A 25,676-nucleotide genomic window follows, 5' to 3' on the forward strand; every position below is an offset into this window, starting at 1 on the left:
CCGCCCGGATCGCCTGCCCGGATCGCCCGCCCGGACCGCCCGCCCGGACCGCCCGCTCAGGCCGCCGCCAGCCGCAGGCTCCGTACCGCCAGTGACGCCGCCTCGATGCCGCTCGCGAAGGCCACCTCCGAGAGCACGCCCGGGGCCGCCACCTGGTCGCCCGCGAGGAACACGCCGTGGCCGCGGTCGATCGCCGGGCGGTCTCGCCAGGTGGTGCCGGGGAGGTCCACCGCGCCCGTACGCCCGGCCGCGAGCGCGTCGCGGCGCCAGGTGAGGCGCTGGCGCCAGCCCGCGAACGCCGCGTCCAGCAGCCGCTCCCCGCGCGCGACGCCGTCGGCCTTCGACTCGTGGGGGGCGATGGGGAACTGGGTCTGGAGCAGTTGGTGACCGGCGGGGGCCAGGGTGCGGCCGGCGGCGGTGAAACGTTCGATCCAGCCCGGGGTCTCCAGGTCGGAGACGACGAACGGGTCGCCCCGGCGCGAGGTGAGGCCCACGTCGAGCAGGACGGTGCGGCCGCTGGTCCAGTGCAGCGAGTCGTCGCCGAGCAGCCGACGGGCCGCCTCCAGGGACGTGGCGATGACCACCGGCCCGTGGTCGTCGGGAAGCGCGTCCACGCGCGCGGTGGTCTCCACGTGCACCCCCAGCTCCCACGCGCGCGTGGCCATCCGTTCGACCAGCGCGCCCCAGCCGCCCACCGGATAGCGCGCCTCGGGCGGCAGCGCCAGGGCGCGGTGCAGCCGCTCCTGGACGAAGGCGGCGGAGAGCGCGCCGGGGTCGTGGTGGAAGAGGGCGACGGCCGCGTAGTTGGCGGCGGCGCGGGCGGCCTTCGCGCCGACGATCCCGGCGGCCCAGGAGGCGAAGTCGCTGTCCACGGGGGCGGTTTCCGGACTCTGCCGGCCGAGCTTGAGCAGGGCCAGAGGCGGAGTGTGGCGCAGCGAGCCGTCCCAGTGGAAGCGGAACCTGGCGGCCTCCAGCGGCGGTACGGAGGAGACGGAGCCCAGCAGCCCCCGGCGTTTGAGCCACGCCCAGTGCGGGCCGCCGTTGTAGAGCACATGGGGACCGTCGTTGGTGAGGTACGGGCCCTCGGCGGTACGCGCGCGTCCGCCCAGCGTGTGGTGCGACTCGTACAGGTTCACCCGGGCGCCGGACTCGGCCGCGGTGATGGCCGCGGTGAGCCCGGCGAGGCCGCCGCCGATGACGGTGATCCGGTCCATGCTGCTCTCCTGTCGCTGTGCGGGCACTCATCGTTAGAGACGGAGAGAGGAGGGTGGAATGTGACAGGTAGGGGTGGGGCGGTTGTCAGTGGCGTGGTCCAGCATGGAGTCATGGCGAAGAGGGCGAGCGAAGTGACGGCGGTACGGCGCCCGGAGGTCCGGCTGCCCCCGCTGTCACCACACGGACCGGCGGAACTGGAACCGGAGGGTGACTACGACGGCCTGGAGTTCCGGAACCTGGACCTCTCCGGCCAGGAGGGCACCGGCGCCCGTTTCATGGACTGCGGGGTGTTCGGCTGCGCGCTCGACGAGACCCGGCTGCCCGGCGCCCGCTTCATCGACACGGTGCTCTCGGGTGTACGGGGCGTGGGGACGGACCTGTCGCGCGCGTCCCTGCGCGATGTGGAGATCCACGACGTCCGGATGGGCGGTGTGCAGCTGCACGGCGCGGTGCTGGAGCGGGTCCTGATCCGCGGCGGAAAGATCGACTACCTCAATCTGCGCGACACGGACCTGCGGGACGTGGTCTTCGAGAACGTCGTCCTGGCCGAGCCGGACTTCGCCGCGGCGCGCCTGGACCGGGTGGCGTTCGTGGGCTGCGAGCTGCGCGGGGCGGACTTCACGGGGGCCCGGATGAAGGACGTGGACCTGCGGGGCGCCGCGCTCCTGGACATCGCCCGGGGTGTGGACCGCCTGGCGGGCGCGGTGATCACCCCGTCCCAGCTGGTGGACCTGGCACCGGCGTTCGCGGCGCAGGTGGGGGTGCGGGTGGTGGCGTAGGGCCCGGTCTTCGGTCTTTGCCCGCTGCCCCTTCGGCCCTTCTAGTCCGTCATCCGGGGAAAGCGGGACTGGAGGGTCCAGATGACCGGGTTCTCGGCGAGGTCGTCGTGCATGTCGGTGAGGTCCGCGATCAGATCGTGCAGGAAGTCGCGGGCCTCGCGGCGCAGCAGCCGGTGGCTGAACGTGATCGGGGGCTCGTCGGAGGACATCCAGTCGGCCTCGACGTCCACCCACCCGAAGCGTCGCTCGAAGAGCATGCGGTCGGTGGACTCGGTGAAGTCGATCTCGGCGTACTGGCTCCGGGAGGAGCGGCTGCCCCGGGGGTCGCGGTCGAGCGCCTCCACGGTGTCGCAGAGCGCCCAGGCGAAGTCGAGCACCGGCACCCATCCCCAGGCTGTGGACACCTCGCGGTCCGCCTTGGTGTCGGCGAGGTAGACGTCTCCGCAGAAGAGGTCGTGCCGCAGGGCGTGGACGTCCGCGCGGCGGTAGTCGGTCTGCGGGGGGTCGGGGAAGCGGTTGGAGAGGGAGTAGCCGATGTCGAGCACACCTCGATGGTCCCACGGCGGGGGGCTTGCCCGGTCTTCGCCTGCGGCTGAGTGGTGGGCTGCTCGCGCAGTTCCCCGCGCCCCTAGGTAGTCCCCCGCAGCCGGAGAACCCAGCTCAGCCGCAGGCCTTCAGGGGCGCGGGGAACTGCGCGACCAGCCACCCACTCAGCAGCAGACAAATGGGGTCCGGGGGCGTAGCCCTCGGGAGACGGGGATCAGCCTCCGCCCACCCCCGGAGGGTTTAGGGAAGGGGCGGGGTGGGGGCAGGACACCTCAGGACAACAGCCGTCGTTCCTTCCCCTCCGCCACCGCCCCCGCCCGCGTCTCCACCCCCAACTTCTCGTAGATCCGGCCCAGATGCGTCTTCACCGTTGCCTCGCTGATGAACAGTGCGCGGGCGATCTCGCGGTTGCCCAGGCCCCGGGACAGCTGCGCCAGGATGTCCAGTTCGCGGTCGGTGAGCGAGGGGCCGCTCGTGCCCCGCATGCGTTCCATCACGCGGCTCGCCACGGGGGGCGAGAGGGCCGTGCGGCCCTGGGCCGCCGCGCGGATCGCGGCGAAGAGCTCCTCCGGGCGCTCGGCCTTCAGGAGGTACCCCGTCGCCCCGGCCGCGATCGCCCGGGTGATGTCCGCGTCCGTGTCGTACGTGGTCAGGACGAGCACCCGCACCCCCGTCCCCGCGATCCGCCGCGTCGCCTCGACGCCGTCGATGCCCGGGCCGAGCTGGAGGTCCATCAGGACGACGTCGGGGCGTAGCTTGGCCGCCGCCGCGACCGCCTCCTCGCCGCTGCCCGCCTCCCCGACCACCTCGATGTCGGGCTCGCTGCCGAGCAGCGCGAGCAGCCCGGCCCGTACGACCGCGTGGTCGTCGCACAACAGGATCCGCACCACACCGCTCACCGTTCCTCCCGTCACCGTTCCTCCGTCACCGTTCCTCCAGCGGGATCGCCGCCGACAGCACCGCGCCCTCCCCGGGGGCCGACTCCACGGTCAGGCTGCCGCCGAGCTGCGCCACCCGTGCCCGTATCGCGGGCAGCCCGTGGCCCCGGCCCTCCCGGGGGGCGACGGCCACGAAGCCGCGGCCGTCGTCCGCCACGTCCAGGACGATCTGGTCACCCAGATAGGTGAGGGTGAGCGCCGCCGTGGCCGCCCCGGCGTGTTCGGTCACGTTCGCCAGCGCGCCCTGGGCGATCCGCAGCAGCGCGGACTCCACCCGGTCGGGGAGCGGCACGGGCGTGCCGTCGACGTGCAGCCGTACGTCCAGGCCGGACTCCGTCGCCGCCCGCGCGGCCAGCGCCCGCAGGGCCTCTGGAAGGCTGCCGCCCGTGGCCAGCTCCGCGGGGGCGAGGTCGTGGACGAAGCGGCGGGCCTCAGCGAGGTTGCGCTCGGCGATCGACTCGGCCGTGCGGACGTGGCGGCGGGCGGCCGCCGGGTCGGACTCCCACACCCGCTCGGACGCCTGGAGCAGCATCTGCTGGCTGGACAGGCCCTGGGCGAGCGTGTCGTGGATCTCCATGGACAGCCGCTGGCGCTCGGCGAGCGTGCCCTCGCGCCGCTCGGTGTCGGCCAGTTCGCGCCGGGTGCGGATCAGGTCGTCGATGAGCAGCCGCTGGCGGTCGCCCTGGCGCTGCATCTGGACGAAGACGGCGGTGGCGACGGCCGCCACGGCGGGCGGCGCGACCACCAGGTTGGGGTCGACCCCCTCGGCCAGCATCAGCTGCGCGGCCACCACGAACGCCGTCAGCAGCGCCACCAGCACCAGCGCCGCCCGCGTCGGCAGGGTCCGCAGCCCGGTGTAGAACAGCGGCACCGCGCACCACGAGAAGCTCGGCGCGAGCACCACCAGCACCATCCACACCGCCACCACCGCCGCGAGCCAGCCCAGCCGCCGGGGCGTGGGCCGCGACCCCAGGGCGGGGCCGAGGACGTACAGCGCGGCCAGCGCCGCCGAGAGCGCGACGATCCACGAGGTGCGGCCGTCGCCGGGATGGCGGATGAGGAAGCGCGTGAGCGAGGCGCCGAGCAGCAGGAAGAAGGCCGCGTGCATCACGACGGGCAGCCATCGCTCGTCGGCCGCCGGCCGATCGGTGTGGCGCTCCGCCGCTGCCTCCACTGTCCGGCTCCTGACCTGCGCGTACGTATGTATCCGTACTCATCCTCACCCGGTCCGGCCACCCCCGCATCAGCCGATCGGATGACGGCCGCATCCACCGGTCCGGGCGCGGGGAGCAGCCGGTGCGCCGACCGTACGGCGGCCGTGGCGGACCCAGGATCGAAGCATGGACATCAACGCGAACCCGCAGCCCCGCCGCACCAAGAAGATCGTCGTGGGCGCCGTCGCCGCCGCCGCCCTCGCCGCCGGGACCTTCGGTGCCGTCAGCGCCAGCGCGGCCGCCCCCGCCGCCAAGGCCCCCGCCGCCCCCCGCGCGGACGTGGGCGACCGCGACCTCACCCACTCCACCCACCTCACCGTGACCGCCGCGACCAGGGCCGCCACCGCCGCCCTCGACGCCGCCCGCAAGGAGAACCAGCGCGTCTCGGTCGCCGTCGTCGACCGCAACGGCAACACCGTGGTCACCCTGCGCGGCGACGGCGCCGGCCCGCAGTCGTACGCGTCGGCCGAGCGCAAGGCGTACACCGCCGTCTCCTGGAACGCCCCCACCTCGGTGCTGGCCGGCCGCCTCGCCCAGGCGCCCCAGCTCAAGGACATCCCCGGCACCCTCTTCCTCGCGGGCGGCGCGCCCGTGCAGGCCCAGGGCGCCCCGATCGCGGGCATCGGTGTGGCCGGCGCGCCGAGCGGCGACCTCGACGAGAAGTTCGCCCAGGCGGGCGTGGCCGCGCTCGGCAAGTAGCCGCACCCGCCGAAGAGCGCGCACGGCGCGAAACCGTCGCATCCCCGGGCCCCCCGCGCCCCCCGATCGTAGGATCGCCCTGTGGATCACCGCAGCGCGATACGCCGGCTCGCCCTCCCCGGCGCCGTCCTGCTCGCCCTCGGCGGCTGCACCGGCGGGGTGGGGGGCAAGCCGGGGGCCGCGGGGCTGCGGGACGGGCTCTTCCCCAAGCTGGGCAACGGCGGCTACGACGTCGAGCACTACAGCGTGGTCCTCGACTACGACCCGGCCCGCGACCATCTCACCGGCAGCGTCACCCTCGACGCCCGCGCCACCCGCGACCTCAGCGCCTTCAACCTCGACTTCGCGGGGATGGAGGTGACCTCCGCGACCGTCGGCGGTGAGCGCGCCGACGCCAACCGGGCCGGCACCGAGCTGACCCTGCGCCCGGCGGACGACATCGACAAGGGCGAGCGGTTCCGTACGACCGTGGCCTACTCCGGGACCCCGAGGACCCTCACCGACCAGGACGACTCGCACGAGGGCTGGCTGCGGACCGCCGGTGGCGGCGCGCTGGCGCTGGGCGAGCCCGCCGGGTCGATGACCTGGTTCCCGTCCAACAACCACCCCGCCGACAAGGCGACGTACGACCTGAAGGTCACCGTGCCGAAGGGGCTGACGGCGCTCTCCAACGGGGAGCTGACGTCGACGGTCACGGCGGGTGGGCGCACCACCTACACCTGGCACACCGGCGAGCCGATGGCGAGCTACGCGGCGACGGTGGCGATCGGGAAGTACGACGTCAGGACGTCGAAGACGCCGTCAGGGCTGCCGGTGCACACGGCGGTCGACGCGGCGCAGGCCTCGGAGAAGGAGATCGCCGACACGGCCGGCAAGGTCCCGGAGATCGTCGAGTGGGGGAAGGAGAACTTCGGTCCTTACCCCTTCTCCTCCGCCGGCGTGATCGTCGCGCCCGAGGGCTCGGCCGAGTACGCCCTGGAGACCCAGAACCGGCCGGTGATCCCGGCCGACCAGCTCGACACCGAGACCCTTGTCCACGAGCTCGCCCACCAGTGGTTCGGCGACTCCGTCACCCCCAGGCGGTGGAAGGACATGTGGCTCAACGAGGGCTTCGCGACCTACGCGGAGTGGCTGTGGAGCGAGGACCACGGCGGGAAGTCGGCCCAGGCGCACTTCGACGAGGCGTACGCCAAGGGGGCGGACGACGAGGTGTGGGCGTTCCCGCCCGCCGAGCCGCCGTCGGCCGCCGTGATCTCCGAAAAGCCGGTGTACCAGCGCGGGGCGATGGTCGTCCACCAGATCCGCCGGGCCCTCGGCGACGACGCGTTCTACGACGTCGTCCAGGGCTGGACCAAGCGGTACCGGCACGCGAACGCCTCCACCGAGGACTTCACCCGGTTCGTGGACGAGAGCACCGACGAGGACCTGACGGACCTGTGGGACACCTGGCTCTACGGGGAGGGCAAGCCCAAGTCCCCGTAGAGCCCCGGTGGTTGTGCTCCCGTACGGTTACTTCACGTTGACGGCGGTCCAGGCGGCCGCCACCGTCTTGTACTCGGTGCTGCTCGCGCCGTACAGGTCGCTCGCCGCGCTCAGGGTCGCGGTGCGCGCCTTGGCGTAGTTGGTCGTCGACGTCATGTACGTGGAGAGCGCCTTGTACCAGATCTTGTACGCCTTGGTCCGCCCGATGCCGGTGACCTTGGAGCCGTCGGACGTCGGGGAGTTGTAGCTCACGCCGTTGATGACCTTGGCACCGCTGCCCTCGGACAGCAGGTAGAAGAAGTGGTTGGCGACGCCGGACGAGTAGTGCACGTCCTTGTTGCCGACCGTGCTGGACCAGTAGTCGGCCGACTGGCCGTCCTTGCTCGGCTTGTCCATGTAGCGCAGCGGGGTGCCGTTGCCGCGGATGTCGATCTTCTCGCCGATGAGGTAGTCACCGGGGTCGCTGGCGTTGTTGGCGAAGAACTCCACCGAGGTGCCGAAGATGTCGCTGGTGCCCTCGTTGAGCCCGCCGGATTCCTTGCTGTAGTTGAGCTTGGCGGTGGCGGCGGTGAGGCCGTGGCTCATCTCGTGGCCGGCGACGTCGAGCGCGGTGAGCGGCTTGAGGTTGTTCGCGCCGTCGCCGTACGTCATGCAGAAGCAGCTGTCGTCCCAGAAGGCGTTGACGTACGCGTTGCCGTAGTGGACCCGGGAGTAGGCGGCCTTGCCGTTGCCCGCGATGCCGTTGCGGTTTAGCTCGGCCTTGTAGAAGTCCCAGGTCACGGCGGCGCCGTAGTGCGCGTCCACACCGGCGGTCTCGCGGTTCTGCGGGGTGCCGTCACCCCAGACGTCGGTCGCCTTGGTGAAGAGGGTGCCGGTGCCGGAGGAGCCGTGCTTGAGGTCGTACGTCTTGTGTCCGCCCCGGCCGCCGTCGGTGAGGCTGTAGGTGGAGCCGGACAGCGTGGTGCCGAGGGTGACCTTGCCCGAGTACTCGCTGGTGCCGGTCCCGGTGTCGATGGCCTCGTACGAGTAGAGCTCGGCCCCGGTGGCGGCGTCGGTGATGACATGGCGCTCGCTGGGGGTGCCGTCCTTCTGGGTCCCCTTGACGACGGCCTCGTACGCCAGGACGGGTGTGCCGCTCGCGGCCCAGACGACCTTGCGGGCGCCGGCGGGCGCGGCCTTGAGCGAGACGCCCGAGGTGGCCACGGATATCCGGGCCCCGGTGCTCTTGGTGACGCCCTTCAGGGCGCCGTCCTTCTTGGCGTGGACGACGAGGTCGCCGCCGAGGACCGGCAGGCCGTCGTAGGTGCGCTCGTAACGGGTGTGGACGGTGCCGTCCACGTCCTTGATGACATCGCGTACGACCAGCGCCTCCTTGGCGCCGAGCCCTATCTGCCGGGCGGCGGCGGGCGCGGCGGCCTGGGCGGCCTGGAGTGCGTCGGCGCGCTCGGCCACACCGAGCACGCGGGCGCTCGCGCCCGCCTCGCGGTCGGCGGCTCCGGCACTGGTGCCCGACTGGACGCCTACGACGACCATGGCGGCGGTGGCGGCAAGTGCGGCGGCACGCAGGGAGTTTCTCACTGAGGGGTCTCCTTCACTCGATCCGTTGCGCGGTGGGGGTGCGCGGTGGGGGGTGGTGCGAGTGGGTGGTGCCCGTGCGGGTGATGTCTGTTCGGGTGCTGCCCGCACGGGTGGTGGTGGCAGGTGCGTGGGGCGCATCTGCGTGTGGTGCGTGGGGGGAGCGTGCCAGCCGATGACCAGTTTTTGACAGGGTACCGACAAGTATTTGACTGGAATGTGTCCGTCAGGGGGTGCGGCGTGTCCGGTAAGCGATGCGATGTGCCCTCTGGGCGGCGCCGGTTGGGGACGTGGGCGCGGGCACGCCGAAGCCCCCGGCGCGGGGTGCGCCGGGGGCTTCGGAGGTCCGGGCGGGGGCTGTGGGATCAGGCCCCGGGGCCGGTGGTGCCGCCGGTTGCGGTGTCGGTGCCGGTGTCAGCGACGGGGGCTCGGGACTCAGACGTTGACGCCGAAGTCCTGGGCGATGCCGACCAGGCCCGAGGCGTACCCCTGGCCGACCGCGCGGAACTTCCACTCCGCGCCGTTGCGGTACAGCTCGCCGAAGACCATCGCGGTCTCGGTGGCGGCGTCCTCGCTCAGGTCGTAGCGGGCGATCTCGGCGCCGCCGGCCTGGTTGATGATGCGGATGAAGGCGTTGCGCACCTGGCCGAAGTTCTGCGAGCGGTTCTCCGCGTCGTAGATGGAGACCGGGAAGACGATCTTGTCGACGTCGGCGGGGAGGCCCGCCAGGTTGACGTTGATCTGCTCGTCGTCGCCCTCGCCCTGGCCCGTGACGTTGTCGCCGGTGTGGACGATCGTCTGGTCCGGGGTCGACTTGTTGTTGAAGAAGACGAAGTGGGCGTCCGAGTAGACCTTGCCCGCCGGGTTGACCGCGATCGCGGAGGCGTCGAGGTCGAAGTCGGTGCCGGTGGTGGTGCGGACGTCCCATCCGAGGCCCACCGTGACGGCGGTCAGGCCGGGGGCCTCCTTGGTGAGCGAGACGTTGCCGCCCTTGGACAGGCTTACAGCCATGGGATGGTCCCCTTCGTCGTGATGTGCGGGCTACGGCCGTTCCCGAAGCTACCGTCACCCCTCATAACGTCGGCAGGGGAGCCCGGGTTCCAGTTCGCTTTACTTTCTTTGCGTTGCCCGGCGGGGGCGGCGTACGCACAAGGGTGTACGCAAAAGCGGGTGACGCCGTCCGCCCGGCAGGGGACCATGGAGCTCATGTCCGGGCCCTACTTCATCCGCGGCTCCGTCTCCCTGCCGGAGGCCGAGCTCATGTGGCGTTTCTCGCGGTCCTCCGGGCCCGGCGGGCAGCACGTCAACACCAGCGACTCGCAGGTGGAGCTCCGGTTCGACCTGGCGCGTACGGAGGCGCTGCCCGAGGTGTGGAAGGCGCGGGCGCTCACGCGTCTGGCGTCGCGGCTGGTGGACGGGGTCGTGTCGGTACGGGCCTCCGAGCACCGGTCGCAGTGGCGCAACCGGGAGACGGCGGCGGTGCGCCTCGCGGCGCTGCTGGCGGAGGCGACCGCGCCGCCGCCGAAGCCGCGGCGGGCCACGCGGGTGCCGCGGGGGATCAACGAGCGCCGGCTCCGTGAGAAGAAGGCGCGGGGGGAGACGAAGCGGGGCCGTACGGGCCGCGACTGGTAGCCCCGCGGGGGCTGCGCCCCTTTGTGCCCGGCCTTCGTCTGCGGCTGAGTGGTGGGTTGCTCGCGCAGTTCCCCGCGCCCCTGGGTATTTAGGGGCGCGGGGAACTGCGCGACCAGCCACCCACGGTCCGCAGCCGAAGAGCTCCCTCGGAGAGTTTCGGGAAGGGGCGGGGTGGGGGAATCACCCCAGTTGCCGGTACCGGCCCCGGAAGTACGTCAGCGGTCCCCCCTCCGCGCTGGGCAGCTCCACCCCCAGCACCCGGGCGATCACCAGGGTGTGATCCCCCGCCTCCACCCGCTGCTCCGTGCGGCACTCCAGCGTGGACAGCGCCCCGCCCACCAGCGGCGCGCCGCTCACCGGGCCCCTCTTGTAGGGGATGTCGTCGAACAGCAGGCGGTCGCTGATGCGGCCCTTCATCGCGAAGCGGCCCGCGATGTGGCGCTGGCTCTCCGAGAGGACCGAGACCGCCCAGAGGGGCTGCTCGGCGAGCAGATCGTCCATGCGGGAGCCGTTGCGTACGCTCACCAGGATCAGGGGTGGGTCGATGGAGACGGACAGGAACGCCGTGGCCGTCATCCCGACGTCCTCGCCGCGCGGGCCGGCGTCCTCGTCGTGGGCGGTCACCAGCACCACCCCACCGGCCAGCCGGGACATCGCGGCGCGGAATTCGTCATTGCTCACCCCCTCAGCATGGGGGTTCTGCGACGGCAGGGTCGGGAGAGCTCGGAGAACGTCTGTCTGCAACACGTACAGAACGCTAGTCTCCGGGTCAACGCCGTACATCGGGCCCTGGGACCAGAAAGGTCCTAGGACCGGGTGGGGGAGGGGCGGGGGACCACAAATCCCCCACCGGGAACCCGTCGCGGCCCCGTCGAGCCCGTCCGTCCCTTCCCGCCGCACTGCAAACCGCAGCCCCCCTGTCACCCCCGCCCCGCCCCAGAAAACCGGCATTAACGCCTGTTTGCATTCCGGAATTTCGCGGAGCGCTCCCACCCTCTCAAGCGCCTTTGTCGTCACCTGGTGTGACTTGAGTCACAGAGCGCAGTAATTGTTGACCCTGTGTACCGAGTGAGCAGCTCGCTGTGATTCAGTGACGGGGACGCTGCACGAAAAGCACCCACGGGGAAGCCGGAAGCCGGGCCGGAAGCCGGAGAAGAAGCACGCCGAATCAGGATCCTGGAGTTGCTGTCGAGGTCTCGGGGAGAGCGAGCAATGGAGACCGAGTCGGAGCCGTACGTCCGTCTTGCGACCCTGCGGCAGCTGCATCAGGTGGTCACCGACCTGAACACGGCCCGCAGCCTGGCGGACACGCTGCAGACCGTCGCCGACGGCGTCATCGCCGGGCTCGGCTACGAGCTGGCCTGCGTCAATCTCGTACGCCCCGACGGGGATCTGGTCGTCGCCGCTTTCGCGGGCAATGCCGCCGCCGAGGCTCTGATCACCGGGCGCGTCGGCTCGCGCGCGTCCTGGGAGCGCCGGCTCACCATGGGCGAGGGCTGGGGCGACCTGCGGTTCATCCCGCACACCGAGGGCTGGGTGCTCCTGGAGGACGACGTCCCGCAGTGGTACACCGAGGGGCCCGAGCCGCGCTTCGAGGACGAGTGGCACCCCCAGGACCGGCTCTACGCGCCGATGTACGCCTCGGGCGGCGGGCGGGAGCTGCTCGGCGTCATTTCCGTCGACAAGCCGCGCAACGGGCGGCGCCCCGGCGCGTGGGGGCGCGAAGCGCTCCAGATGTACGCCTCGCAGTCCGCCATTGCGATCAGCAACGCCCGGCTTCGCGCAAACATGCAGCGCGCGCTCGTCCGCCTGGAGCGGGAGCAGCAGGCGCTGCGGGCCAGCGAGGAGAGCTTTCGGCAGGCCTTCGAGTACGCGCCGTCCGGGATGGCCATCGCCGAGATGGGCGGTGACCAGCACGGACGTCTGCTGCGGACCAACGACGCGCTCTGCCGGCTGCTCGGCAGGCCCGCCGCCGTCATGCGCCGCTACTCCTTCGCCGACCTCGTCCACCCCGAGGACATCGGCCTCCTGCTGCGCACCTCCGCCGAGGGCGGCCGCGCCGAGCTGCGGCTGGGGCGCCGGGACGGCTCGTACGTATGGGTGTCGCTGCGCAACTCCGTGGTCGCCGATACCGCCGACGGTCCCCGTTTTCTGCTCACTCACGTCGAGGACATAGAGGAGCGCAAGCGGCACGAGCTCCAGCTCGCCCATCGCGCCTCGCACGACTCGCTCACCGGGCTGCCCAACAGCGCCGAGCTGCGCGCCCGGCTCTCGGCCCGGCTCTGTCAGCGGCCGTACGCGGTGGGCCCGGCGAGCGCCGTGGAGGCACTGGACGCGGCGTACGGCGGGGCGCACGACGGGCGCGGCGAGACCCCGGGGCACGCGGTCTGCGCCCCCGGCGGCTTCGACTTCGACCCGGTGCCGGGCGGCGGTCCCTTCGACCACCACGTGCACATGGTCGCCCCCGAGGGTGATGTCGACGACGGCACCAAGGGCCTCGCGGTCCTCTTCTGCGACCTCGACGGCTTCAAGTCGATCAACGACCGGTTCGGCCACAACACCGGCGACGCCGTCCTCATCGAGGTCGCGCGCCGGCTCACCACCGGCGTGCGCGACGGCGACACGGTGGCCCGGCTCGGCGGCGACGAGTTCGTCGTCCTCGCCGACGGCCTCGGCGCGGCCGACGCGGCCGACCTCGCGGTCCGGCTGCGCAACGCGATCATCCCGCCGATCCGGGTGGACGGGCGCGCGGTCCGGGTGGGCGCGAGTTTCGGCATCGGCTGGGCCAGCTGCGGGATGTCCGTGGAAGAGGTGCTGCGCTCCGCCGACCAGCGCATGTACATCGAGAAGCGGTCGCGCGCGAAGGTCCACCGGCGCGCCGGTTAGCCGCCGGTGCGTCGGGCGGGCGACCGAGGTCGCGGCCATGGTGTCGGCCGTTCGGGGTAGGCTCGGCCGGTCGGCGACGGCTGGCGAACAGTGAGGAGTGACCCCGGATGACGCCCGGCAACAACGGCGCGAGCACGCCCGAGGACGACGATCCGTTCGGCTATCTGTACGAGGACGGGCAGGCCTCCGGCGCCACCCCGCCCCGCTCCGGCGGTTACGGCTACGGCTACCCGGGCCCGGCGGCCCCGCAGCAGCCCGGCGTGCCCAGAACCTCGTACAACCAGGTGCGGACGGTCGGGGAGCGCCAGTACGGGCAGGTCCCGCAGCAGCAGTACGGGCAGCCCCCTCAGCAGTACGGCCAGCCGCAGCAGCAGTACGGCCAGCCCACCGCCCAGTACGCGGCGCCCGAGACCTACGGCGGCGCCCCGAACCGTCCCGGCCCCCCGGCCGACGGCGGCGGTGGGCGCGGCGGCCGTGGCCCCAACACCAAGGGTCTGCTGATCGGCGCGGTCGCGGTGGTCGCGGCGGTCGTCATCGGCATCGGTGTGGCGCTCGCCACCAACGGCGACGGCAAGAAGGACGACGACGCGGCCAAGCCGACGGGCGGCGCCTCCCAGGGCGCCTCGCAGCAGCCGTCCCACAAGCCCTCCGACCCGGCGTCCCCTCCGGCGCAGGAGCTCCCCAAGCAGGACGCGGCGACGCTGAAGCTCGGCGGGGGCGCGGTGCTGGCCAAGGACGTCAAGGGGGCGCAGGGGACGGACGGGGCGTACGTCAACGGGTTCAACCAGATCGGGGCCTCGCTGACGTGGCAGGCGGATCTGCCGTCGGCCGGCGGCTACTACCTGTATCTGCGGTACGCCACCCCGGCGAAGGAAGCCAACGCCACGGTCACGGTCAACGGCAAGCCCAACGCGCAGCCGGTCCGGCTGGGGAACTTCATAGGGTCCTCCGACCCCAACCTGGAGAAGAACTGGCAGACCACCTGGACCCAGGTCACGCTCAAGCAGGGGCAGAACACCATCAAGTTCTCCTGTGAGCAGGGGAACCAGTGCGACGCGGTGTTCGACTGGGTCGAGATCAGCAAGACGAAGAAGTCCTACTAGGCGCGTCTTTGGCCGCCGGCCGTGGGTGGCGGTCGCGCAGTTCCCCGCGCCCCTGGGTGGTCAGGGGCGCCGGGAACTGCGCGCTCAGCCACAGACGACCCGCAGCCGAGGCACTCAGTCCCCCAGCGCGGTCACCCGGACCCCGGTGAGCAGTTCCTCGTACGCCTCCCCGTCGTACTCCCCCGCCACCGGCGCCAGCACCGTCGCCGTCGACAGGGCCACTGCCCGCCGCAGCCGGTCCGGCCACGGCAGGCCCTCCACCAGGGACGACAGGAGGGCCGCCACCGCCGAGTCGCCCGCGCCCGTGGGGTTGCCGCGGACCGGGGCCGGTGGGGCCGCCTGCCAGGTGCCGTCCGGGGTGATCGCCAGCAGGCCCTCGGGGCCCAGCGAGGCCACCACGCTGTGCGCGCCCCGGCGGCGGGCGTCGCGGGCCGCGCGCAGGGGCTCGCGGGAGCCGGTGAGCCGGGCCAGCTCGTCCGCGTTGGGTTTGATCAGGTCGGGGCGGGCCGCGAGGCCGCGCCGCAGGGGCTCGCCGCTGGTGTCCAGGAGGACGGGGACGTCTGCCGCGCGGGCCCGGCGTACCAGGTCCGCGTAGGCGCCCACCGGCACGCCGGGCGGCAGGCTGCCGCAGAGCGCCACCGCGTCCGCCTCGCGCAGCAGCGGCTCGTACGCGGCCAGGAACGCCTCCCACTCGGCGGCCGTGATCTGCGGGCCGGGCTCGTTGAGCTGGGTGGTGTCGCCGGTGGCCGTGTCCACGACCGCGATCGTGCGGCGGGTGTCGCCGCAGACCGGGACCAGCGCGTCGACGGGCGCCAGCGGGGCGAGCAGTTCGCGCAGGTGCGCGCCGGTGCGGCCGCCCGCGAAGCCCGTGACCACGCAGCGGTGGCCGAGCGCGGCCAGCACCCTGGCCACGTTGAGGCCCTTGCCGCCGGGGCGCTCGGTGACCTGCTCCACCCGGTGGGCGGCGTGCGGGACGAGCGCGGGGACCCGGTAGGTGATGTCGAGTGCCGTGTTCAGCGTGACGGTCAGGATCACGGGGCGATCATGCCAAACGGACGGTGGCCGGCCCAGACCCCACAGCCCCGGAATCCGGCCACCGTCCCGTCACAAGGGCGCCGTCAGGGCGCCGTGGGCTCAGGCCCGCCCGGGCGCCACGATCCACTCGCCCCGGCGCATCACGCCCTTGAGCACGAACGCCTCGTCCAGGACCACCAGGTCCGCGTCCTTGCCCGGCTCCAGCGAGCCGACCCTGTCGTACACGCCGAGCAGCCGCGCCGGGTTGGCGCTGAGCGCGCGCACCGCGTCCTCGACCGGCAGGCCGTCGACGGTCACCGCGCGCCGCAGCGCGCGGTCCAGGGTGAGGGTCGAGCCCGCGATCGAGCCGCCCTCGACGAGCCGGGCGACGCCCTCCTTGACCTCGACCTCCAGCGGGCCGAGGTGGTAGAGCCCGTCCCCGAAGCCGGCCGCGTCCATGGCGTCCGTGATGAAGGCGACGCGGCCCGCGCCCTTGTGGTGGAAGGCGAGTTCGAGCGAGGCGGGGTGCAGGTGCGTGCCGTCGTTGATCAGCTCCACGGTGATCCGCTCGTCCTCCAGGAGGGCGGCGATCGGGCCGGGCTCGCGGTGGCCGAGCGCGGGCATCGCGTTGTAGAGGTGGGTGGCGACGGTGGCGCCCGCGTCGATCGCCTCGACGGTCTGCTCGTAGCTGGCGTCGGTGTGCCCGATGGCGGCGATCACCCCGTGCTCGGCGAGCAGCCGTACGGAGTCCAGGCCGCCGGGGAGCTCGGTGGCGAGCGTGAACATCTTGGCGGTGCCCCGGGCCGCGTCCATCAGCTTGCGGACCTCGGCCGGGTCCGGGTGGCGCAGCAGGTCCTCGCTGTGGGCGCCCTTGCGGCACGGCGAGATGAACGGGCCCTCGAAGTGGACGCCCGCCAGGTCGCCCTGCTCGACCAGCTCGGAGAGCAGCCCGGCGCGCTGGGCCAGGAAGTCCATCTCGCCGGTGACGGTGGAGGCGACCATGGTGGTGGTGCCGTGCAGCCGGTGGGTGTGGACGCCCTTCAGGACGTCCTCGACCGTGCCGTTGCTGAAGGAGGCGCCGCCGCCGCCGTGGACGTGCATGTCGACGAAGCCGGGCACGACCCAGTGGCCGGTGAGGTCGACGCGCTCGGCGCTCTCGGGTGCGCTCCTGGCGATCCGCGCGCCCTCGACGATCACGCGTCCGTTCTCGACGACGCCGGTCGGCAGCACGACGCGGGCGCCGGAGAGGACCTTGACTGCGGCCATCAGGCGGTTACCTCCGTGGAGTGGATGGGGCCGGCGTCGGTGCCGGGAGGGGTGTCGGGGCCGGCGCCGGGGGCGGTCTCCAGCAGGTCCCAGGCGAGCAGTCCCGCGCCCAGGCAGCCCGCCGTGTCGCCGAGGGCCGCCGGGACGATCGCGGGCAGCTTCTGGAACGTGACCCGCTCCTGGACGGCCGCCCGCAGCGGTACGAACAAGGTTTCCCCGGCTTCGGCGAGTCCGCCACCGATGATCAGCGTGCGGGGGTCGAGCAGGGTGAGCGCGGTGACCAGGCCGTCGGCGAGCGCGTCCACCGCGTTCTGCCACACGGCGGTCGCCGCCGGGTCGCCGGACTCGACGGCCTTGGCGCAGTCGGCCGCGTCCGCGTCCGGGTCGCCGCTCGCCTCGGCCCACGCCTGGGTGACGGCGGAGGCGGAGGCCAGCCGCTCCAGACAGCCGCGCTGGCCGCAGCCGCAGGGGATGCCGCCGGGGCGCACCACGATGTGGCCGATCTCGCCCGCGTAGCCGTGGGCGCCCGGCTCGATGCGGCCGTCGATGCCGATGGCCCCGGCGATGCCGGTGCCCAGCGGGATGAACAGGAAGCGGTCGGCGCCCCGGCCGGCGCCGATCCGGCCCTCGGCGAGGCCGCCGGTGCGCACGTCGTGGCCGAGGGCGACGGGCACGCCGTCGAGGCGCTCGCTCAGCAGCCGCCGCATGGGGACGTCACGCCAGCCCAGGTTGGCCGCGTAGACGGCGATCCCGTTCTCGGCGTCGACGATGCCGGGCACGGCGACTCCGGCCGCCAGCGCGCTCTCGCCCAGGTGCTCCTCGCCGTACGTCCGCAGCTCGGCGGCGAAGTCGAGGATGGTCGCGACGACGGCCTCGGGGCCGCGCTCGCGGCCGGTGGGCCTGCGCGCCTCGTACAGCAGGCCGCCGTCCACCCCGATGAGGGCGGCTTTCATCCCGGTGCCGCCCACATCCAGGGCGATGACGTGTCTCACGGGGGACAGTCTCGCGCGTTCACCCATGAAAGGTCTAGTCCACTCACCGGGTGGCGGGTAAGCGTTTTCCCAAGTGCCGCCCGGATTACGGCCGTACGGGTGGGGTGGCGGCGGCAGAAGTTGCGGAAGTGATACCCAAGTGGTGTAGACCTCAGCCCCGGCTTCGGGGGAAGATCGCAGCTCATGTAGACAGGACGTTGCGAACAGGACGTTCACGGGGGACCGACTGGCGAACAACGAGGGTGGGACAGGGCACGTGCAGCGGCGCTTCATCGGTCTGACGGCGGCGGTCGTCGCACTCGGCATGGCAGCGGGCCTCTCCGGCTGCGGCAGCGACGGCGGCTCGGGCAGTGTCACCCTCAAGCTGGTCGCCGCCGACTACGACATCGCGGGCGGCAGCAGCACCAAGGCGTACTGGCACGACGTCGTGGGTGACTTCGAGAAGAAGAACCCCGGCATCAAGGTCGAGGTCACGGTCCTGTCGTGGGACGTCGTCGACGCCAAGGTCGCGGAGATGGTGAAGGCGGGCAAGGCCCCCGACATCGCGCAGATCGGCGCGTACTCCGACTACGCCGCCGACGGCAAGCTCTACTCCGTCGACCAGCTGCTCTCCATCCCCGTCCAGGCGAACTTCCTGGCGCCGCTGGCGGACGCGGGCGAGATGAAGCGCGTCCAGTACGGCATCCCGTTCGTGGCCTCCACCCGGCTGCTCTTCTACAACCAGACGCTCTTCGACAAGGCGCACATCAAGCCGCCGCAGACCTGGGCGCAGCTGGCGGCCGACGCCAAGGCGCTCAAGGCCAAGGGGGTCAAGACCCCCTTCGCGCTGCCGCTGGGCAGCGAGGAGGCCCAGGCCGAGACGATGATGTGGATGCTCAGCGGGGGCGGCGGTTACGTCAACCAGATCTCCGGCTACGACATCGACTCGCCGGAGAACGTCAAGACGTTCAACTGGCTGAAGAAGAACCTGGTCGAGGAGGGCCTGACCGGCCCCGTCGCCCCGGCGAAGCTGAACCGCCAGACGGCCTTCGACGCGTTCGCCAAGGGCGAGGTCGGCATGCTCAACGGGCACCCCTCGCTGATGGAGCAGGCCCGCAAGAAGGGCGTCAAGTACGGGATGGTCCCGCTGCCCGGCGCCGAGGGCAAGGCCAAGTCGTCGATGGGCGTGGCCGACTGGATCATGGGGTTCAAGCAGAACGGCCACCGCGAGCAGATCGGGAAGTTCCTGGACTTCGCGTTCAACGACGAGAACGTGCTGGCGTTCGCGGACAAGTACGACCTGCTGCCCGCGACCCGTACGGCGTCCCAGACGATGCAGAACGACGGCAAGCACCCGGAGCTCAAGGAGTTCCTGGCCGCGCTGCCGACGTCGGAGCTGCCGCCGGTCGGCAAGACGTCCTGGCCGAAGGTGAGCGAGACGGTCAAGAAGCGGATCGGTGCGGCGGTGGGGGTGGACGGGGACCCGCGGTCGGTGCTTGAGGGGATCGCGAAGGTGGCTACTGAGGCGGAGAACGCGGAGTAGTTGGCCCGGCCTTTGTCTGCGGGTGAGTGGTGGGCTGGTCGCGCAGTTCCCCGCGCCCCTGTTTGTGCCCGGCCTTTGTCTGCGGGTGAGTGGTGGGCTGGTCGCGCAGTTCCCCGCGCCCCTGATCGGCCCGGTCTTTGTCTGCGGGCCGTATGTGGCTGGTCGCGCAGTTCCCCGCGCCCCTTCTTGCGCCCGGTCTTCGTCTGCGGGTCGTGGCCTCTTCTCGCGCAGTTCCCCGCGCCCCTTCTTGCGCCCGGTCTTCGTCTGCGGGTCGTGGCCTCTTCTCGCGCAGTTCCCCGCGCCCCTAAATGCCAGGTGGCTGAGCTGGGATCTCCGGCTGCGGCCGACCCCCTAGGGGCGCGGGGAACTGCGCGAGAAGCGGGCACGGTCCGCAGACGAACGAGGGCTTTCAGGGGCGCGGGGAACTGCGCGAGCAACCCGGCACCGGCCTGCGGACGAAGATCGGGCGCCAGGATGCGGGGCGGGCGGATACGTTGGGTTGTATGACTGAGCAGGACGACGGGCTCGGGGAGCGGGCGAGGGCCGTGTTGGCCATCGAGCGGCGGTCCTGGGCCGGCCCCGGGGCCAAGGAACGGGCCGTACGCGAGCAGCTGGGAATCTCGCCCACGCACTACTACCAGCTCCTCAACGCCCTCCTCGACGACGAGCGCGCCCTGGCCCACGACCCCGTCACGGTGAACCGCCTGCGCCGGATACGCGAGGCGCAGCGCGAGCGCCGGGGATGATCCGGACCGGGGGCGACCCCGGCATGGCTGTGATCCCGTCCGCGCCGTTAGGGTCGTGGCATGGGCAGCCAACCGCATCCCTTGCCGACTCCTGACACCTCCGCCGGGCGTGAGGCCCTGGCCGCGCTCCTGGCCGCGCCCGAGCGGGCCGTGATCGCCCTCGACTTCGACGGCACGCTGGCCGAGATCGTCCCCGACCCCGAGCAGGCCCGAGCGCACCCCGGCGCGGTGCCCGCGCTCGCGGCGCTCGCCCCCAAGGTCGCCTCGGTGGCCGTGATCACCGGGCGGCCGGCGGGCGTGGCCGTACGGTACGGGGGCTTCGCGGGCGTTCCCGGCCTGGAGCACCTGGTGGTGCTGGGCCACTACGGCGCCGAGCGCTGGGACGCGGTGACCGGGACGGTCCACGCGCCCGCGCCGCACCCCGGGGTGACCGCCGCCCGGGCCGAGCTGCCCGGGGTGCTCGACGCGCACGGGGCCTGGCGGGGCACCTGGATCGAGGAGAAGGGGCAGGCGGTCGCGGTGCACACGCGGCGCGCCACGGATCCGCAGGCCGCGTACGCCGCCCTGCACGACCCCCTCGCGGCTCTGGCCACCCGCCACGGGCTGATCCTGGAGCCCGGCCGGCTGGTGCTGGAGCTGCGGCCGCCGGGGATGGACAAGGGGGTGGCTCTGGCGGAGTACCTGCGGGAGGTGGGGGCCGGGGCGGTCCTGTACGCCGGGGACGACCTGGGTGATCTTCCCGCGTTCGCGGCCGTGGAGAAGCTCCGGTCGGGCGGGGTGCCGGGGTTGTTGGTGTGCAGTGGGTCGGCGGAGGTGCCGGAGGTCGCGGAGCGGGCGGATCTGCTGGTGCCGGGGCCGGCGGCGGTGGTCCAGTTCCTCTCGGCGCTGGCCGAGGCGCTTTAGCCCCTGGCGGCCGGATGTTCGTCTGCGGACCGTAGGTAGCTGGTCGCGCGGTTCCCCGCGCCCCTAAATGCCCAGGGGCGCGGGGAACTGCGCGAGCAACCCAGCACGGTCCGCAGCCGAAAGGTCCCTCGGAGAGTTTCGGGAAGGGGCGGGGTGGGGGAAATCAGCGTCGTAGCGCGGACAACTGGTCCAGGAACCAGCGCTGGGGCGGGAGCGCCGTCGCCGCCGCAGCCAGCCGCTTCGTGCGGGCCGTACGTTCCTCCGGCGCCATCGACAGCGCCTCGTGCAGCGCCGCCGCCGTCCCGGACACGTCGTACGGGTTCACCCCCACCGCGTCCTCCCCCAGCTCCTCCCACGCCCCGGCCTCCCGCGACAGGACCAGCGCGCACCCCTCGTCCGAGACGACCGGGACCTCCTTGGCCACCAGGTTCATCCCGTCCCGGATCGGGTTCACCAGCGCCACGTCCGCCAGCCGGTACGCCGCGAGCGACCGAGCGAAGTCGTCCTTGACGTGGAGGACCACCGGGGTCCAACCCGGCGTCCCGTACGTGGAGTTGATGGACGCGGCCAGCCGCGACACCTCCTCCGTGTACGACCGGTACACCGCCAGGTCCTGCCGCGACGGATACGCGAAGGCGACGTGCACCACCCGCTCGCGCCACTCGGGCCGCTCCTGAAGGAGCTGCCGGTAGGCCAGCAGCCCCCGCACGATGTTCTTCGACAGCTCCGTGCGGTCGACCCGCACGATCGTGCGGCGGCCCGCGCCGATCTCCTCGCGCAGGGACGCCATCCGCTCCTCGACGTCCGCCTCGTGCGAGCGGGCCCGCAGGAACTCCGCGTCGGCGCCGAGCCCGTGCACCCCGACCCGGGTGGTGCCGGTCCCGCCGACCACCTCCTCGCAGCAGCGCGTGAACGCGTCCGCCCAGCGGTGGGTCAGGAAGCCGAGCCGGTCCGCGCCGAGCATCCCCCGCAGCAGCTGGGCGGCCACGTCGTCCGGGAGCATCCGGAAGTACTCCGGCGGCGCCCACGGGGTGTGCGAGAAGTGGCCGATCCGCAGGTCGGGGCGGAGCTCCCGGAGCATGCCGGGCACCAGCGTCAGGTGGTAGTCCTGGACCACCACGGCCGCCCCGTCCGCCGCCTCGTCCGCCAGCGCCTGGGCGAACGCCCGGTTGTACGCCTCGTACGCACCCCACTGGCGGCGGAACTCCGCGTCGAAGACCGGCTCCAGCGGGGTCTGGTACAGCATGTGGTGGACGAACCAGAGCACCGAGTTCGCGATGCCGTTGTACGCGTCGGCGTGCACGGCGGCGTCGATGTCGAGCATCCGTACGCCCGGCTCGCCCACCCCGCGCCGCACGGCCTCCCGGTCGCCGTCGCCGAGCGCGGAGCACACCCACAGGGTGTCCGCCTCGGCGCCGATGGCGCTCAGGCCGGAGACCAGCCCGCCCCCGCCGCGCCGGGGCGTGAGTGTCCCGTCGGGGTCGAGGGCGTAGGAGACCGGGCCGCGGTTGGAGGCGACGAGGATGTGGGCAGCGCGCGCGGAGACCATGGAGACGAACCTAGCCCGAAGCGGAATGCCTCAAACGTGCGAACGGCGGCACGGACCTCTGATGCTCACGCCCGGTTACGCCGCGCGATGCACCGCGTACTCCGAGATTTCCCTCATCGGCGGCCGCTCCTCGGTGTCGACCTCGTAGGTGCGCGGGACGAAGCCCTGCTCGCCGCGCTCGAACTGGGTCAGCGCGGGGCGCACCAAGTGGGCCCGGGAGAGCCGCAGTTGGGCGGTGCGGTAGATCGCCGCCGCCATCCGGCCGAGCGCCTGGCCGTCCTGGTGGCGGTGTTTGCGTACGCCGACGTCCACCTGGGCCAGCGCGTCCAGGCCCACCGTGTGCAGCGCGTCGACGAGCAGCCCCAGCTCCACTCCGTAGCCGACCGGGAACGGCAGCCGCTCCAGGAGGGAGCGCCGGGCCGCGTACTCGCCGCCCAGCGGCTGGACGAAACCGGCGAGGCGCGGCCAGTGCAGATTGAGCAGCGGCCGGGCCACGAGTTCGGTGACGCGACCGCCCTGACCTGGGGAGTCGCCGAAGGGGCGGTCGTACATCGCCTTGACGAAGTCCACCTCGGGGTCGGTCAGGAGCGGGCCGACGATGCCGGAGACGAAGCCGGGATCGAAGTCCTTCAGGTCCGCGTCGACGAAGCAGACGACGTCACCCGTGGTGACCAGCAGCGAGCGCCACAGGACCTCGCCCTTGCCGGGCAGCGCGGGTATCCGGGGCAGGATCGCGTCCCGGTGCACCACCCGGGCGCCCGCGCGGGCCGCGACCTCGGCCGTACGGTCGGTGGAGCCGGAGTCGACCACCACCAGCTCGTCCACCAGCGGCACCGCGGCGGTCATCAGCTCGCGCCGGATGGCGGTCACGATCTGCCCGACCGTGGCCTCCTCGTTCAGCGCCGGCAGCACCACGCTGACGGTGGTGCCGGTGCGGCGCTTGGCGGCCGTGATCGCGTCCAGCGGGCGGTCGGCCGCCGACCAGGAACGCCTGCTCAGCCAGCGTTCCACCTCTTCCAGCACGATCGGTGACCCCTCTGTGAGTGACGGTGTGGCCGCCGCGTGTGATCCATCTCGCGGTTCGGACGACTATCTCAACCGTCCGGGCCTTCGGTTACAGTCTTGAACAACGCGGACGGCCGTCGCATGTCGGGGTCGTCGCGCGAACAAATGCCCGGGTCCTGGACCCGGTGCCACAGCGCTCATCCAGAGGGACTGAGGGAACGGCCCGTTGAAGTCCCGGCAACCCTCCTGCCGACCGCGAGGTCACGGTGGGGAAGGTGCCAATTCCGTCTCATGGCGAAATGCGCCATGGGGAAGATGAGGAGAAAGGGCCTCGCCATCATGGCTGTGCAGACCGTTGAGAACGCCACCGACGCCACCACCACGAATGCCGCCGACGCCGTGGACCTCGGTCCCGCCGCCGCGCTTTCCTGCCGGGAATGCGGGGAGCGGTTCGAGCTCGGCCCCGTCTTCGCCTGTGCCCTGTGTTTCGGTCCGCTCGAAGTCGCGTACGACCTTCCCACGGGTGACCCCGAGGCGCTCCGCAAGCGGATCGAAGCGGGCCCGAACAGCATCTGGCGCTATGCGCCCCTGCTGCCTGTTCCGGCCAATGTGGCTGAAAAGCCCAACCTGAATCCGGGATTCACCAAGCTCGTCAAGGCCGACAATCTCGCCCGTGAACTGGGCGTCACCGGCGGCCTGTACGTGAAGGACGACTCCGGCAACCCGACGCACTCCTTCAAGGACCGCGTCGTAGCCATCGCCGTCGAGGCCGCCCGCGCCTTCGGCTTCACCACGCTCTCCTGCTCCTCCACCGGTAACCTCGCGGGCGCCGTCGGCGCGGCCGCCGCCCGGGCGGGGCTGCGCTCCTGCGTCTTCATCCCGCACGACCTGGAGCAGGGCAAGGTCGTCATGGCCGCGGTGTACGGCGGCGAGCTCGTCGGCATCGAGGGCAACTACGACGACGTCAACCGCTTCTGCTCGGAGCTCATCGGCGACCCGCTCGGCGAGGGCTGGGGCTTCGTGAACGTCAATCTGCGCCCGTACTACGGCGAGGGCTCCAAGACGCTGGCGTACGAGATCTGCGAGCAGCTCGGCTGGCGGCTGCCCGACCAGATCGTCATCCCGATCGCCTCCGGCTCCCAGCTCACGAAGATCGACAAGGGGCTGCAGGAGCTGATCAGGCTGGGCCTGGTCGAGGACAAGCCGTACAAGATCTTCGGCGCCCAGGCGGAGGGGTGCTCTCCGGTCTCCACCGCCTTCAAGGCGGGCCACGACGTCGTACGGCCGCAGAAGCCGGACACCATCGCCAAGTCGCTGGCCATCGGCAACCCGGCGGACGGCCCGTACGTCCTGGACATCGCCCGGCGCACCGGCGGCGCGGTGGAGGACGTGAACGACGAGCAGGTCGTCGACGCGATCAAGCTGCTCGCCCGGACCGAGGGCATCTTCGCCGAGACCGCGGGCGGCGTCACGGTCGGCGTCACACAGAAGCTCATCGAGAACGGGCTGCTGGACCCGAGCCTGACTACTGTCGTCCTGAACACGGGCGACGGCCTCAAGACCCTGGACGCGGTGGCGCCGACCACCGGCCCGACCGCGACCATCCGCCCGAGCCTGGACGCGTTCCGCGACGCCGGCCTGGCCGGCTGACCCACCAGCTCCCAGACGGAAGGCAGGAAGCCCATGAGCGTCAACGTCCGCATCCCCACCATCCTCCGCACCTACACCGGCGGCAAGGCCGAGGTCGCGGCCGAGGGGGCCACCCTCGCCGAGGTCATCGCCGACCTGGAGAAGAACCACACCGGGATCGCCGCCCGGGTCCTGGACGACCAGGGCAAGCTGCGCCGCTTCGTCAACGTGTACGTCAACGACGACGACGTCCGCTTCGAGCAGGGTCTTCAGACGGCGACGCCGGACGGCGCCGGGGTCTCGATCATTCCGGCCGTCGCGGGCGGTTGCTGAACCTACGCTGCGTTACCTGAATTGCCCCCTCCGCAAGCTAAGCGGAGGGGGCAATTCAGTGTGGTTGAGCGCGGTACAGTGGGGAAGTCCCCTTCGTTGTCCATGCCACGCGCATATGAGAACGCGACGAACGGGCGTCGAGAAGCAGTCAAAGTGTTCGAGCATATTGCTCCTTAAGTGCGCTTTGCCCGGCCCGACTTGCCCCGGAATGCTGGAATAGGCGGCATTCCGCTCCTGACCCGTGCCCGGAATTCTCGTCCGATTGACCTGTTGCAGAGGGCAGTTGGGCAGATACATTCAGCCGCGGTCGACGCGTTCCGGCGCACACCCTCTCCTGTCGGAGGGTGAGGTCTGACCCGGGTCCGCGAAGTGCGGTCCCGTGCAAGGGCCAGTAATAGGGGAGTTAGGCATGGCTCAGGGCACCGTCAAGTGGTTCAACGCGGAGAAGGGGTACGGCTTCATCGCGGTCGACGGTGGTGCGGATGTTTTCGTCCACTACAGCGCGATCCAGATGGACGGGTACCGCACCCTTGAAGAAGGTCAGCGAGTCGAGTTCGAGATCTCGCAGGGCCAGAAGGGTCCGCAGGCGGACATGGTCAAGCTCGCCGTCTGATCTCGGCGCGATCGGCCACCGACGCACACAGGCCC

The 25,676-nt window shown here is 72.0% G+C and carries 24 protein-coding genes and 1 riboswitch; of the genes, 12 read left to right on the top strand and 12 right to left on the bottom strand.

All coding sequences use genetic code 11. The features are described 5' to 3' along the window. Positions 1-56: 56 nt before the first annotated feature. The gene (locus tag ABD236_RS33055; RefSeq protein ID WP_344080726.1) at positions 57-1,214 is read right to left on the bottom strand and encodes an FAD-dependent oxidoreductase; all 1,158 of its coding nucleotides are present in this window, start codon (positions 1,212-1,214) and stop codon (positions 57-59) included. Positions 1,215-1,325: 111 nt separating this feature from the next. Between ABD236_RS33055 and ABD236_RS33060 the strand changes: the two genes are divergently transcribed. Continuing rightward, positions 1,326-1,994, top strand: a complete 669-nt coding sequence (locus tag ABD236_RS33060) for a pentapeptide repeat-containing protein (protein ID WP_344080728.1) — start codon at positions 1,326-1,328, stop codon at positions 1,992-1,994. Between the two features lie 41 nt (positions 1,995-2,035). Here ABD236_RS33060 and ABD236_RS33065 read toward each other — a convergent pair whose 3' ends face one another. The 3 genes from ABD236_RS33065 to ABD236_RS33075 all read right to left on the bottom strand — a co-directional run bounded on the left by ABD236_RS33065 (position 2,036) and on the right by ABD236_RS33075 (position 4,586). After that, a complete protein-coding gene (locus ABD236_RS33065; protein WP_344080731.1) occupies positions 2,036-2,539 on the bottom strand; it encodes a hypothetical protein in 504 nt (167 codons plus the stop codon). Between the two features lie 273 nt (positions 2,540-2,812). After that, complete coding sequence (locus ABD236_RS33070) at positions 2,813-3,439, bottom strand: response regulator (RefSeq protein ID WP_344081002.1); 627 nt, start codon at positions 3,437-3,439, stop codon at positions 2,813-2,815. A 25-nt stretch (positions 3,440-3,464) separates the two neighbouring features. After that, positions 3,465-4,586 carry a sensor histidine kinase gene (locus ABD236_RS33075; protein ID WP_344081006.1) on the bottom strand — a complete coding sequence of 374 codons (1,122 nt, stop codon included), beginning with the start codon at positions 4,584-4,586 and terminating at the stop codon, positions 3,465-3,467. 232 nt (positions 4,587-4,818) lie between these two features. Here ABD236_RS33075 and ABD236_RS33080 point away from each other — a divergent pair, with 232 nt between their 5' ends. Together ABD236_RS33080 and ABD236_RS33085 are read left to right on the top strand one after the other, a co-directional pair. Next, positions 4,819-5,391, top strand: a complete 573-nt coding sequence (locus ABD236_RS33080; protein WP_344080734.1) for a GlcG/HbpS family heme-binding protein — start codon at positions 4,819-4,821, stop codon at positions 5,389-5,391. Positions 5,392-5,472: 81 nt separating this feature from the next. Further along, the gene (locus tag ABD236_RS33085; protein ID WP_344080738.1) at positions 5,473-6,873 is read left to right on the top strand and encodes a M1 family metallopeptidase; all 1,401 of its coding nucleotides are present in this window, start codon (positions 5,473-5,475) and stop codon (positions 6,871-6,873) included. Between the two features lie 27 nt (positions 6,874-6,900). On the opposite strand, the gene ABD236_RS33090 is transcribed toward ABD236_RS33085, so the two are convergent. Continuing rightward, complete coding sequence (locus tag ABD236_RS33090; RefSeq protein ID WP_344081009.1) at positions 6,901-8,406, bottom strand: M4 family metallopeptidase; 1,506 nt, start codon at positions 8,404-8,406, stop codon at positions 6,901-6,903. Positions 8,407-8,883: 477 nt separating this feature from the next. Next, entirely contained in the window at positions 8,884-9,459 is a 576-nt protein-coding gene (locus tag ABD236_RS33095; protein ID WP_101388906.1) for a TerD family protein, read from the bottom strand. A gap of 186 nt (positions 9,460-9,645) precedes the next feature. Between ABD236_RS33095 and arfB the strand changes: the two genes are divergently transcribed. Beyond that, on the top strand, positions 9,646-10,080 hold the full coding sequence (gene arfB / locus ABD236_RS33100) for an alternative ribosome rescue aminoacyl-tRNA hydrolase ArfB (RefSeq protein WP_344081012.1): 435 nt from the start codon (positions 9,646-9,648) through the stop codon (positions 10,078-10,080). A gap of 180 nt (positions 10,081-10,260) precedes the next feature. On the opposite strand, the gene ABD236_RS33105 is transcribed toward arfB, so the two are convergent. Beyond that, positions 10,261-10,734, bottom strand: a complete 474-nt coding sequence (locus ABD236_RS33105) for a flavin reductase family protein (protein ID WP_425544008.1) — start codon at positions 10,732-10,734, stop codon at positions 10,261-10,263. Positions 10,735-11,292: 558 nt separating this feature from the next. Between ABD236_RS33105 and cdgB the strand changes: the two genes are divergently transcribed. Beyond that, positions 11,293-12,966: a diguanylate cyclase CdgB gene (cdgB, locus tag ABD236_RS33110; protein ID WP_344080743.1), complete on the top strand. Its 1,674-nt coding sequence runs from the start codon at positions 11,293-11,295 to the stop codon at positions 12,964-12,966. A gap of 107 nt (positions 12,967-13,073) precedes the next feature. Beyond that, positions 13,074-14,069 carry a CBM35 domain-containing protein gene (locus ABD236_RS33115; RefSeq protein ID WP_344080746.1) on the top strand — a complete coding sequence of 332 codons (996 nt, stop codon included), beginning with the start codon at positions 13,074-13,076 and terminating at the stop codon, positions 14,067-14,069. A 114-nt stretch (positions 14,070-14,183) separates the two neighbouring features. On the opposite strand, the gene ABD236_RS33120 is transcribed toward ABD236_RS33115, so the two are convergent. From ABD236_RS33120 to ABD236_RS33130, 3 genes are all read right to left on the bottom strand, one after another. Then, a complete protein-coding gene (locus ABD236_RS33120; RefSeq protein ID WP_344080749.1) occupies positions 14,184-15,104 on the bottom strand; it encodes a 1-phosphofructokinase family hexose kinase in 921 nt (306 codons plus the stop codon). Positions 15,105-15,203: 99 nt separating this feature from the next. After that, complete coding sequence (nagA, locus tag ABD236_RS33125; RefSeq protein WP_344080752.1) at positions 15,204-16,349, bottom strand: N-acetylglucosamine-6-phosphate deacetylase; 1,146 nt, start codon at positions 16,347-16,349, stop codon at positions 15,204-15,206. Beyond that, a complete protein-coding gene (locus ABD236_RS33130) occupies positions 16,349-17,341 on the bottom strand; it encodes an ROK family protein (RefSeq protein ID WP_344080755.1) in 993 nt (330 codons plus the stop codon). The genes nagA and ABD236_RS33130 overlap by 1 nt, the downstream gene beginning before the upstream one ends. A gap of 304 nt (positions 17,342-17,645) precedes the next feature. On the opposite strand from ABD236_RS33130, the gene ABD236_RS33135 reads away from it, so the two are divergent. The 3 genes from ABD236_RS33135 to otsB all read left to right on the top strand — a co-directional run bounded on the left by ABD236_RS33135 (position 17,646) and on the right by otsB (position 20,512). Continuing rightward, a complete protein-coding gene (locus tag ABD236_RS33135) occupies positions 17,646-18,863 on the top strand; it encodes an extracellular solute-binding protein (RefSeq protein ID WP_344081018.1) in 1,218 nt (405 codons plus the stop codon). 503 nt (positions 18,864-19,366) lie between these two features. Next, complete coding sequence (locus ABD236_RS33140; protein WP_344080758.1) at positions 19,367-19,609, top strand: DUF3263 domain-containing protein; 243 nt, start codon at positions 19,367-19,369, stop codon at positions 19,607-19,609. Between the two features lie 60 nt (positions 19,610-19,669). Beyond that, complete coding sequence (gene otsB, locus ABD236_RS33145; RefSeq protein ID WP_344080761.1) at positions 19,670-20,512, top strand: trehalose-phosphatase; 843 nt, start codon at positions 19,670-19,672, stop codon at positions 20,510-20,512. 163 nt (positions 20,513-20,675) lie between these two features. On the opposite strand, the gene ABD236_RS33150 is transcribed toward otsB, so the two are convergent. After that, positions 20,676-22,061 (bottom strand): alpha,alpha-trehalose-phosphate synthase (UDP-forming), encoded by a 1,386-nt coding sequence (locus ABD236_RS33150; RefSeq protein WP_344080764.1) that lies wholly within the window; start codon positions 22,059-22,061, stop codon positions 20,676-20,678. 75 nt (positions 22,062-22,136) lie between these two features. Continuing rightward, complete coding sequence (locus ABD236_RS33155; RefSeq protein ID WP_344080767.1) at positions 22,137-23,084, bottom strand: glucosyl-3-phosphoglycerate synthase; 948 nt, start codon at positions 23,082-23,084, stop codon at positions 22,137-22,139. A gap of 176 nt (positions 23,085-23,260) precedes the next feature. Further along, positions 23,261-23,388: riboswitch (SAM riboswitch) on the top strand. 17 nt (positions 23,389-23,405) lie between these two features. On the opposite strand from ABD236_RS33155, the gene thrC reads away from it, so the two are divergent. The 3 genes from thrC to ABD236_RS33170 all read left to right on the top strand — a co-directional run bounded on the left by thrC (position 23,406) and on the right by ABD236_RS33170 (position 25,641). Continuing rightward, positions 23,406-24,716, top strand: a complete 1,311-nt coding sequence (gene thrC / locus ABD236_RS33160; RefSeq protein WP_344080770.1) for a threonine synthase — start codon at positions 23,406-23,408, stop codon at positions 24,714-24,716. 33 nt (positions 24,717-24,749) lie between these two features. Further along, positions 24,750-25,028 carry a MoaD/ThiS family protein gene (locus ABD236_RS33165; RefSeq protein ID WP_344080773.1) on the top strand — a complete coding sequence of 93 codons (279 nt, stop codon included), beginning with the start codon at positions 24,750-24,752 and terminating at the stop codon, positions 25,026-25,028. Positions 25,029-25,437: 409 nt separating this feature from the next. Continuing rightward, positions 25,438-25,641 carry a cold-shock protein gene (locus ABD236_RS33170; RefSeq protein ID WP_005315736.1) on the top strand — a complete coding sequence of 68 codons (204 nt, stop codon included), beginning with the start codon at positions 25,438-25,440 and terminating at the stop codon, positions 25,639-25,641. The last annotated feature ends 35 nt before the right edge of the window (positions 25,642-25,676 follow it).

The organism is Streptomyces crystallinus (assembly GCF_039521265.1).
GTDB classification, from domain to species: Bacteria; Actinomycetota; Actinomycetes; order Streptomycetales; family Streptomycetaceae; genus Streptomyces; species Streptomyces crystallinus.

Excerpts from the sequence above, each read along its gene's own strand:
- nagA (WP_344080752.1), bottom strand. The coding sequence starts at position 16,349 with ATGGCCGCAGTCAAGGTCCTCTCCGGCGCCCGCGTCGTGCTGCCGACC.
- ABD236_RS33080 (WP_344080734.1), top strand. The coding sequence starts at position 4,819 with ATGGACATCAACGCGAACCCGCAGCCCCGCCGCACCAAGAAGATCGTC.
- ABD236_RS33090 (WP_344081009.1), bottom strand. The coding sequence starts at position 8,406 with ATGGTCGTCGTAGGCGTCCAGTCGGGCACCAGTGCCGGAGCCGCCGAC.
- ABD236_RS33075 (WP_344081006.1), bottom strand. The coding sequence starts at position 4,586 with ATGCACGCGGCCTTCTTCCTGCTGCTCGGCGCCTCGCTCACGCGCTTC.
- ABD236_RS33140 (WP_344080758.1), top strand. The coding sequence starts at position 19,367 with ATGACTGAGCAGGACGACGGGCTCGGGGAGCGGGCGAGGGCCGTGTTG.
- otsB (WP_344080761.1), top strand. The coding sequence starts at position 19,670 with ATGGGCAGCCAACCGCATCCCTTGCCGACTCCTGACACCTCCGCCGGG.
- ABD236_RS33150 (WP_344080764.1), bottom strand. The coding sequence starts at position 22,061 with ATGGTCTCCGCGCGCGCTGCCCACATCCTCGTCGCCTCCAACCGCGGC.
- ABD236_RS33105 (WP_425544008.1), bottom strand. The coding sequence starts at position 10,734 with ATGTCCCGGCTGGCCGGTGGGGTGGTGCTGGTGACCGCCCACGACGAG.
- ABD236_RS33055 (WP_344080726.1), bottom strand. The coding sequence starts at position 1,214 with ATGGACCGGATCACCGTCATCGGCGGCGGCCTCGCCGGGCTCACCGCG.
- ABD236_RS33060 (WP_344080728.1), top strand. The coding sequence starts at position 1,326 with ATGGCGAAGAGGGCGAGCGAAGTGACGGCGGTACGGCGCCCGGAGGTC.
- ABD236_RS33135 (WP_344081018.1), top strand. The coding sequence starts at position 17,646 with ATGGCAGCGGGCCTCTCCGGCTGCGGCAGCGACGGCGGCTCGGGCAGT.
- ABD236_RS33170 (WP_005315736.1), top strand. The coding sequence starts at position 25,438 with ATGGCTCAGGGCACCGTCAAGTGGTTCAACGCGGAGAAGGGGTACGGC.
- ABD236_RS33165 (WP_344080773.1), top strand. The coding sequence starts at position 24,750 with ATGAGCGTCAACGTCCGCATCCCCACCATCCTCCGCACCTACACCGGC.
- arfB (WP_344081012.1), top strand. The coding sequence starts at position 9,646 with ATGGAGCTCATGTCCGGGCCCTACTTCATCCGCGGCTCCGTCTCCCTG.
- thrC (WP_344080770.1), top strand. The coding sequence starts at position 23,406 with ATGGCTGTGCAGACCGTTGAGAACGCCACCGACGCCACCACCACGAAT.
- ABD236_RS33095 (WP_101388906.1), bottom strand. The coding sequence starts at position 9,459 with ATGGCTGTAAGCCTGTCCAAGGGCGGCAACGTCTCGCTCACCAAGGAG.
- ABD236_RS33115 (WP_344080746.1), top strand. The coding sequence starts at position 13,074 with ATGACGCCCGGCAACAACGGCGCGAGCACGCCCGAGGACGACGATCCG.
- cdgB (WP_344080743.1), top strand. The coding sequence starts at position 11,293 with ATGGAGACCGAGTCGGAGCCGTACGTCCGTCTTGCGACCCTGCGGCAG.